Origin of the sequence: Streptomyces sp. XM83C, assembly GCF_023072675.1 — a bacterium.
GTDB lineage: Bacteria > Actinomycetota > Actinomycetes > Streptomycetales > Streptomycetaceae > Streptomyces > Streptomyces thermocoprophilus.
In genome coordinates this window covers 1-7,765 of record NZ_JALLGL010000293.1, presented here as the reverse complement: position 1 = coordinate 7,765, position 7,765 = coordinate 1, and the positions used below count along the sequence as shown (strand labels likewise).

The window sequence follows — 7,765 nt, the reverse complement described above, 5'->3', positions numbered from 1 at the left end:
CGGTGGGGGTCTCTGGGGCGGAGGGCGAGGGCCACTGTCGTCGAGGTCGTCACCGGGACCACGGTCAGCAGTGTGAGTGCCGCGGGCAGTGGCAGCGGGGTGTCCGAGGCGAGGAACGCGGAGGCGGCGCCGTCGAACGGCATGCCCGTGAGGTCGCCCCGCAGGTGCAGGAAGACCAGGAGGGCCAGCATCGAGCCGAGGAGGGTCGACAGAGCCGTGGTGAAGGCGGAGAGGGCCATCATGTGCGCGGGGCCGAGGCCGACGGCGGACAGGCCGGTGCGGGGGCGGGTCGTGGGGTCGGTGCGGGCCACGGCGAGCGCGAAGTACGCCGTGGCGGCCAGCGGTACCGCGCACCAGGCCAGCCGCAGCAGGAGGGTGCCGGCGGGGGCGCCGGGGTGGCCGAGGGCGTAGCCGAGGACGCACAGGAAGAGGAAGCCGGTGCCGGCCGACGCGGCTGCCACCAGCAGGCGGCGCAGCTGGACGGCCGGGCGGGCGCCGCGGGTCAGACGGAGAGCGAGCACGCGGCCCGGCCTTCCGTCTCGGGGACCGGCGGCAGATGCACGGTGTTGACGCGGCGCCCGTCGAGCAGGGCGATCGTGCGGTCGGCGAGCGCGGCCGTCTCCGTGTCGTGCGTGGCGAGGACGACGGTGATGCCGTGCGAGCGAGCCGCGGTGGTGAGGGTGCGCAGCACATGGGCGCGGTCGGCGTGGTGCAGCGGGGCGGTCGGCTCGTCGGCGAAGAGCACCGTGGGACCGGTGGCCAGGGCGCGGGCGATGCAGGCCCGCTGGCGTTCGGACTGCTGGAGTTCGTGCGGGCGCAGGCGTGCCCGGTCGCCGATGTCGAGGCGTTCCAGCCACTCCTGCGCGGCGACCTTGGCGCGGCGCCGGGTGGTGCCGCGCAGCATCATCGGCAGGGCGGCGTTCTCCCACACGTTCAGCTCCGGTACGAGGACCGGTTCCGGGTCGATCCAGCCGAAGCGGTCGCGGCGCAGCCGTTCGCGGGCGGCCGGGCGCAGGGTGTGCACGGGGACGCTGTTGAACCAGACCTCGCCGCGCTGGGCGGGCACCAGCCCGGACAGGCATCTGAGCAGGGTGGTCTTGCCGCTGCCGCGCGCGCCGCTCACGGCGAGGATCTCGCCCTCGCGCACCCCGAGGGAGACGCCTTGCAGCGCGGGGGTGCCGTCGCGGTGGGTGAAGTGCAGGGAGCGTGCCCAGAGCACGTCGTTGTCCGGCGGGGCCTCCATGGGCGTACACCTCGGTTCGGATCTGTGGTTCCCGTGTCTGTTCCCCCGTCCGGGGGAACGAAGGCAGGGCCGATCGGTTACCAAGGCACGCTAAGGAGTCGGCGGGGCGAGGCCGGACAGCACAGGGCCCGGGGTGCTCCCTTCTCACTCGGAAGGGTGCACCCCGGGCCCGCCGACCCGACGGTCAGAGCTTGGTCCACGCCTCTGTCAGCGTGGCGCGCAGGATCTGCTCGATCTCGTCGAAGGTCTCCTGGGTGGAGATCAGCGGCGGGGCGAGCTGGACGACCGGATCGCCGCGGTCGTCGGCGCGGCAGTACAGGCCGTTGTCGAAGAGGGCCTTGGAGAGGAAGCCGTACAGGACGCGTTCGGTCTCCTCGTCGGTGAAGGTCTCCTTGGTGTTCTTGTCCTTCACCAGTTCGATGCCGTAGAAGTAGCCGTTGCCGCGGACGTCGCCGACGATCGGCAGGTCGTGCAGCTTCTGAAGCGTCTTCAGGAAGGCGCCCTCGTTGTCGAGGACGTGCTGGTTCAGGCCTTCCTTCTGGAACAGGTCGAGGTTGGCGAGGGCCACGGCGGCGGAGACGGGGTGGCCGCCGAAGGTGTAGCCGTGCAGGAACGTGTTGTCGCCCTGGTAGAACGGCTCGGCCAGGCGGTCGGAGACGATGCACGCGCCGATCGGGGAGTAGCCCGAGGTCATGCCCTTGGCGCAGGTGATCATGTCGGGGACGTAGCCGAACTTGTCGCACGCGAAGGTGGTGCCGAGGCGGCCGAAGGCGCAGATGACCTCGTCGGAGACGAGCAGTACGTCGTACTGGTCGCAGATCTCGCGGACGCGCTGGAAGTAGCCGGGCGGCGGCGGGAAGCAGCCGCCGGCGTTCTGCACCGGCTCCAGGAAGACGGCGGCGACGGTCTCGGGGCCCTCGAAGAGGATCTGCTGCTCGATCTGGTCGGCGGCCCAGCGGCCGAAGGCCTCGGGGTCGTCGCCGTGGATCGGGGCGCGGTAGATGTTGGTGTTGGGGACCTTGTGGGTGCCCGGCACCAGCGGCTCGAAGGGGGCCTTCAGAGCGGGCAGGCCGGTGATGGACAGGGCGCCCTGCGGGGTGCCGTGGTAGGCGACCGCGCGGGAGATCACCTTGTACTTGGTGGGCTTGCCGGTCAGCTTGAAGTACTGCTTGGCGAGCTTCCAGGCGGTCTCGACCGCCTCGCCGCCGCCGGTGGTGAAGAAGACCTTGTTGAGGTCGCCCGGCGCCTCGTTCGCGAGGCGTTCGGCCAGCTCGACGGCCTTGGGGTGGGCGTAGGACCACACCGGGAAGAACGCCAGCTCGCTCGCCTGCCTGGCGGCCACCTCGGCCAGTTCGGTGCGGCCGTGTCCGGCCTGGACCACGAACAGACCCGCGAGACCGTCGAGGTAGCGCTTGCCCTTGTCGTCGTAGATGTAGGTGCCCTCGCCCCGGACGATGGTGGGGACCGGGGCGTTCTCGTACGACGACATGCGGGTGAAGTGCATCCACAGGTGGTCGTACGCGGTGCGGCTGAGGTCCTTGGTGCTCACGGTTATCGGGTCCTCACGGTTTATCGGGTTCCCCACATGTAGGTCTGCTTCTTGAGCTTCAGGTAGACGAAGCTCTCGGTGGAGCGCACCCCGGGCAGGGACCGGATGCGCTTGTTGATGACGGTCAGCAGGTGGTCGTCGTCCTCGCAGACGATCTCGGCGAGGATGTCGAAGGAGCCCGCCGTCATCACCACGTATTCCACTTCGGCCATCTCGGTCAGCGCGTCGGCGACCGCCTCGGTGTCGCCTTCCACGTTGATGCCGACCATCGCCTGGCGGCGGAAGCCCACGGTGAGCGGGTCCGTCACGGCGACGATCTGCATCACGCCCTGGTCGAGCAGCTTCTGCACGCGCTGGCGGACGGCGGCCTCGGAGAGTCCGACGGCCTTGCCGATGGCCGCGTACGGCCGGCGGCCGTCCTCCTGGAGCTGTTCGATGATGGCGAGGGAGACGGCGTCCAGGTGGGGACTGCTGCCGTTCCTCGACTCACGGTGCTCCCGAGGGTCTCTGGGGTCTGCGCTTCGACTGGCCACGACCTCACTGTGCACGACGTCTCGACAGTTCCGCAAGACGCATTCAATGAAATCCGTTGTTTACATCAGCGAGACCGACGGATTTCGCAGCCGTGGTCGGATCGGGGGTGTTGAAAACGTCGGGTCCCCGACTAGGCTGTGTGTCTCAGCAACTGGACACCCGAACCTTGGAGGGCCGGCAGTGAGCACCGAGCTGCGTCGTCTGCGCAACTACATCGACGGTGAGTTCCGGGACGCCGCCGACGGACGGACCACCGAGGTGGTCAACCCCGCGACCGGCGAGGCGTACGCGACCGCGCCGCTGTCCGGCCAGGCGGACGTCGACGCCGCGATGGAGGCCGCCGCCCGCGCGTTCCCCGCCTGGCGCGACACCACGCCCGCGGAACGCCAGAAGGCCCTGCTGAAGATCGCCGACGCGTTCGAGGCACGCGCCGAGGACCTCATCGCGGCCGAGGTGGAGAACACGGGCAAGCCGGTCGGCCTGACCCGCACCGAGGAGATCCCTCCGATGGTCGACCAGATCCGCTTCTTCGCCGGTGCGGCGCGGATGCTGGAGGGCCGCTCGGCCGGTGAGTACATGGAGGGGATGACCTCGATCGTCCGCCGTGAGCCGGTCGGTGTCTGCGCCCAGGTCGCCCCCTGGAACTACCCGATGATGATGGCCGTGTGGAAGTTCGCCCCGGCGATCGCCGCCGGCAACACGGTCGTGCTGAAGCCGTCGGACACCACCCCGGCCTCCACCGTCCTCATCGCGGAGATCCTCGGCGAGATCCTCCCCAAGGGCGTCTTCAACGTCATCTGCGGCGACCGCGAGACCGGCCGCATGATGGTCGAGCACCCCGTCCCCGCCATGGCCTCCATCACCGGTTCCGTACGCGCCGGCATCGAGGTCGCCAAGTCCGCCTCCGCCGACGTCAAGCGCGTCCACCTGGAACTCGGCGGCAAGGCCCCGGTCGTCGTCTTCGAGGACGTCGACATCCCCAAGGCCGTCGAGGACATCTCCGTCGCGGGCTTCTTCAACGCCGGCCAGGACTGTACGGCCGCCACGCGCGTGCTCGTCCACGAGTCCATCCACGACGAGTTCGTCTCCGCGCTCGCCAAGGCCGCCGCCGACACCAAGACCGGGCAGCCGGACGACGAGGACGTCCTCTTCGGCCCGCTGAACAACCCCAACCAGCTCAAGCAGGTCGAGGGCTTCATCGAGCGGCTCCCCGCGCACGCGCGCGTGGAGACCGGCGGCAAGCGCGTCGGCGACAAGGGCTACTTCTACGCGCCGACCGTCGTCTCCGGCGTCAACCAGGACGACGAGATCATCCAGAAGGAGGTCTTCGGCCCGGTCATCACCGTTCAGTCCTTCCGTGACGAGGACCAGGCCGTGGAGTGGGCCAACGGCGTCGAGTACGCCCTCGCCTCCTCCGTGTGGACCAAGGACCACTCCCGCGCCATGCGCATGTCGAAGAAGCTCGACTTCGGCTGCGTGTGGATCAACACGCACATCCCGCTCGTCGCGGAGATGCCGCACGGCGGCTTCAAGAAGTCCGGCTACGGCAAGGACCTCTCGGCGTACGGCTTCGAGGACTACACCCGCATCAAGCACGTGATGACCTCGCTGGACGGCTGACGGCCCGCACCGCACCGCACGGTGGCCCCGGAGGACGCCCTCCGGGGCCACCGGCGTGTCCGGGGGAGTCCCGGCCCGAAATCCCGCCCGGACGGCGGCTGTTGAGGCCGGCACGCCTCCCCGGGGCATACAAGGTGTCCGTTTCGGGGCCCGCCGCTCGACGCGGCGTCGATTGTCCGTACGACACCCAGCGGGCACCCTTCCCCCATGCCTCTCCCGTCCATGACGTCCCCGCTCACCCGTCGCTCCCTGCTGCGCGCGCTCGGCGGAGCCGCCGCGCTGGGCGCGCTCTCCGGCTGCGGGGTCCGCGCCGCGTACGTCGCCGAGAGCGACCGCGCGGTGCCGGACCGCTCCGCGCGGGACAAACGGCTGTCGTGGGCCAGCTGGCCGCTGTACATCGACACCGCCGACGACGATCCGCAGAAGCGGCCCACCCTGGAGGCGTTCACGACACGGACGGGCATCGCCGTCGACTACGTCGAGGAGATCAACGACAACGACGAGTTCTTCGGCAAGATCAGCCCCGCGCTGATGAACCGGCAGCAGACCGGCCGCGACCTCATCGTCATCAGCGACTGGATGTGCGCACGGTTCGTCCGCCTCGGCTGGGTGCAGGAGATGGACCGCACCCGCCAGCCCAACGTCACCCGGTACCTCGACCCGCTGCTGAAGTCGCCCGCCTTCGACCCGGGGCGCAGGTTCACCGTGCCGTGGCAGTCCGGGATCACCGGCATCGCGTACAACCACCGCAAGCTCGGCCGGGAGATCCGCAGCGTCGGCGACCTGTGGGCGAGCGACCTCAAAGGCCGGGTAACCCTGCTGTCCGGGCTCGACGAGGCCTTCGCGCTGCTCATGCAGGGCAACGGCGTGGACATCCGCGACTGGCAGCGGGACGACTTCGAGGCCATGTGCGACCAGGTCGAACGGCACGTCAAGAGCGGCCACATCCGCCGGTTCACCGGCAACGACTACACCAAGGACCTGGTCTCCGGCGACGTCCTCGCCTGCCAGGCGTACTCCGGCGACGTCATCCAGCTCCAGGCCGACAACCCCGACATCAGGTTCGTCGTCCCCGAGGAGGGCGCCGAACTCTGGTCCGACTCCCTGATGATCCCCGACAGGGCCCTGCACAAGGCCAACGCCGAGCAACTCGTCGACCACTACTACGACCCCGAGGTCGCCGCCGAACTCGCCGCCTGGGTGAACTACGTGTGCCCGGTGCCGGCCGCACGGGACGTCCTCGCCTCCTCCGACGACGAGGACACCGCCGCCCTCGCCGAGAACCCGCTGATCTTCCCCGACGACGAGATGCGCGAACGGCTCGTCATCGCCCGGGACATCACCGGTGAGGAACGGGTCGAATTCTCCCGGCGCTGGAACGGCATCCTGGGGCTCTGAGTCCGTTCCCGAGGGCCGAATCGTCCCTGGGGGGTGGAGTCGTCGCCGGGGGTGGAATCGTCCCTGGGGGTCGAGCCGTCGCCGGGGGTCGAATCGTCCCCGGGGGTCGAACCGTCGCCGGGGGTGGAATCGTCCCTGGGGGTCGAGCCGTCGCCGGGGGTGGAATCGTCCCTGGGGGTCGAGCCGTCGCCGGGGGTCGAACCGTCCCTGGGGGTCGAACCGTCGCCGGGGCGGCGGCGCCGAGGACCACGACCCGGCACGGCTTTGCCGTCTCTTTACAACCCGGTCCCGGCGCCGGTCGTCTCTCCGCTCGATCGCACACCGGCCCGCCCTGCGGGTCGCCGACGAAAGAGAGAGCGACCGATGCGCCGAACCGTCCTCAGCGGCCTGGCCCTCGCCGGCACCGCGCTGCTCGCGACCGCCGCCCCCGCGTCCGCCGACGCGAGCCCGAGCCCCGTACCGACGGTCGCCCAGCCCGACGCCGCGAGCCCGGTGCCCACCGCCGCCGAGAGCGTCGCCCCCAGCGCCGCGCCGACCGTCGTCCCGGGACCCGCAGAGAGCGCCGCCCCCGCCGCCGAGCCGACGACCGTCCCCCGCGACCAGGTCAAGGTCGTCCCCTCCGGCGCCGCCGACACCGGCGTGACCTCCGCCGACTCCGACGGCGGCAGCGGCACCACGGGCACGCTCGCCGCCGGGGGAGCCGCCGCGCTCGTCGCGGCCGGCACGGCCGCCTTCGTCGTCAAGCGTCGGCGGACCACCGGAGCATGAGCCCCCTGACCCGCCGCGCCCTCGTCGGCGCGGCGGCCACCGCGCTGCTCACCGGCTGCGGCGGGCCCTCGGCCGCCACCCCGACGGCCGCCCGGGACGCCCGGCGCCGCACCCCCGCACGGGACACCGAGCCCGGGCCGTCCGGGCCGCCGTCCGCACGGCCCTCCGGGGCGGTACCGGTACAGCTGCTGGTGCCGGCCATCGACGTCGACACCCCGGTCATCACGCTGGGGCTCGCGCCGGACGGCACCGTCGAGGTGCCGCCGGTCACCGCCGACGACCGCGCCGGCTGGTACCGCCACTCGCCCCCGCCGGGGCAGATCGGCCCGTCGGTGATCCTCGGCCATGTCACGGTCGGCCGCTACGGCGACGGTGTCTTCCGGCACCTGGCCCGGCTGCACCGCGGCGACCGCATCACGGCCCGTCTGTCGGACGGCGGCAGCGCCGGGTTCGCCGTACGCGAGGTACGCACCGTGGCCAAGGCCGACTTCCCCACCGACGACGTCTACGGCGACGTGGACCGCCCCGAGCTGCGGCTCATCACCTGCGGCGGGACCCGCACCGGCGACGGCTACACGGCGAATGTCATCGTCTTCGCGGAGCAACGCCCCGGCGGCTCCTGACCCGGCGACCCCGACCCGCAACACCCCGAC

Annotated in this window: 7 protein-coding genes and 1 pseudogene; 4 read left to right on the top strand and 4 right to left on the bottom strand. The window is 71.2% G+C overall.

From position 1 onward, the window contains the following. The 4 genes and pseudogenes from MTQ10_RS25010 to MTQ10_RS24995 all read right to left on the bottom strand — a co-directional run. A pseudogene (locus MTQ10_RS25010) lies at positions 1–521 on the bottom strand (hypothetical protein); the annotation flags it as partial. Next, positions 503–1,243 (bottom strand): ABC transporter ATP-binding protein, encoded by a 741-nt coding sequence (locus MTQ10_RS25005; RefSeq protein WP_247472416.1) that lies wholly within the window; start codon positions 1,241–1,243, stop codon positions 503–505. The pseudogene MTQ10_RS25010 and the gene MTQ10_RS25005, both read right to left, overlap by 19 nt. Positions 1,244–1,427: 184 nt before the next feature. Then, on the bottom strand, positions 1,428–2,792 hold the full coding sequence (locus MTQ10_RS25000; protein ID WP_308404599.1) for an aspartate aminotransferase family protein: 1,365 nt from the start codon (positions 2,790–2,792) through the stop codon (positions 1,428–1,430). Between the two features lie 20 nt (positions 2,793–2,812). Beyond that, entirely contained in the window at positions 2,813–3,340 is a 528-nt protein-coding gene (locus MTQ10_RS24995) for an Lrp/AsnC family transcriptional regulator (RefSeq protein ID WP_247472415.1), read from the bottom strand. A gap of 166 nt (positions 3,341–3,506) precedes the next feature. On the opposite strand from MTQ10_RS24995, the gene MTQ10_RS24990 reads away from it, so the two are divergent. From MTQ10_RS24990 to MTQ10_RS24970, 4 genes are all read left to right on the top strand, one after another. Then, the gene (locus MTQ10_RS24990) at positions 3,507–4,946 is read left to right on the top strand and encodes a gamma-aminobutyraldehyde dehydrogenase (RefSeq protein ID WP_247472414.1); all 1,440 of its coding nucleotides are present in this window, start codon (positions 3,507–3,509) and stop codon (positions 4,944–4,946) included. Between the two features lie 207 nt (positions 4,947–5,153). Then, entirely contained in the window at positions 5,154–6,344 is a 1,191-nt protein-coding gene (locus tag MTQ10_RS24985; protein ID WP_247472413.1) for a polyamine ABC transporter substrate-binding protein, read from the top strand. A 363-nt stretch (positions 6,345–6,707) separates the two neighbouring features. Then, positions 6,708–7,112, top strand: coding sequence for a Tat pathway signal sequence domain protein (locus tag MTQ10_RS24975; RefSeq protein ID WP_247472412.1), 405 nt, complete (start codon positions 6,708–6,710; stop codon positions 7,110–7,112). After that, positions 7,109–7,735: a class F sortase gene (locus tag MTQ10_RS24970; protein ID WP_247472411.1), complete on the top strand. Its 627-nt coding sequence runs from the start codon at positions 7,109–7,111 to the stop codon at positions 7,733–7,735. The genes MTQ10_RS24975 and MTQ10_RS24970 overlap by 4 nt, the downstream gene beginning before the upstream one ends. The last annotated feature ends 30 nt before the right edge of the window (positions 7,736–7,765 follow it).

What these genes read in the sequence shown, in the direction of transcription:
- MTQ10_RS25005 (WP_247472416.1), bottom strand. Translation starts at nt 1,243, where the DNA reads ATGGAGGCCCCGCCGGACAACGACGTGCTCTGGGCACGCTCCCTGCAC.
- MTQ10_RS24985 (WP_247472413.1), top strand. Translation starts at nt 5,154, where the DNA reads ATGCCTCTCCCGTCCATGACGTCCCCGCTCACCCGTCGCTCCCTGCTG.
- MTQ10_RS24975 (WP_247472412.1), top strand. Translation starts at nt 6,708, where the DNA reads ATGCGCCGAACCGTCCTCAGCGGCCTGGCCCTCGCCGGCACCGCGCTG.
- MTQ10_RS24970 (WP_247472411.1), top strand. Translation starts at nt 7,109, where the DNA reads ATGAGCCCCCTGACCCGCCGCGCCCTCGTCGGCGCGGCGGCCACCGCG.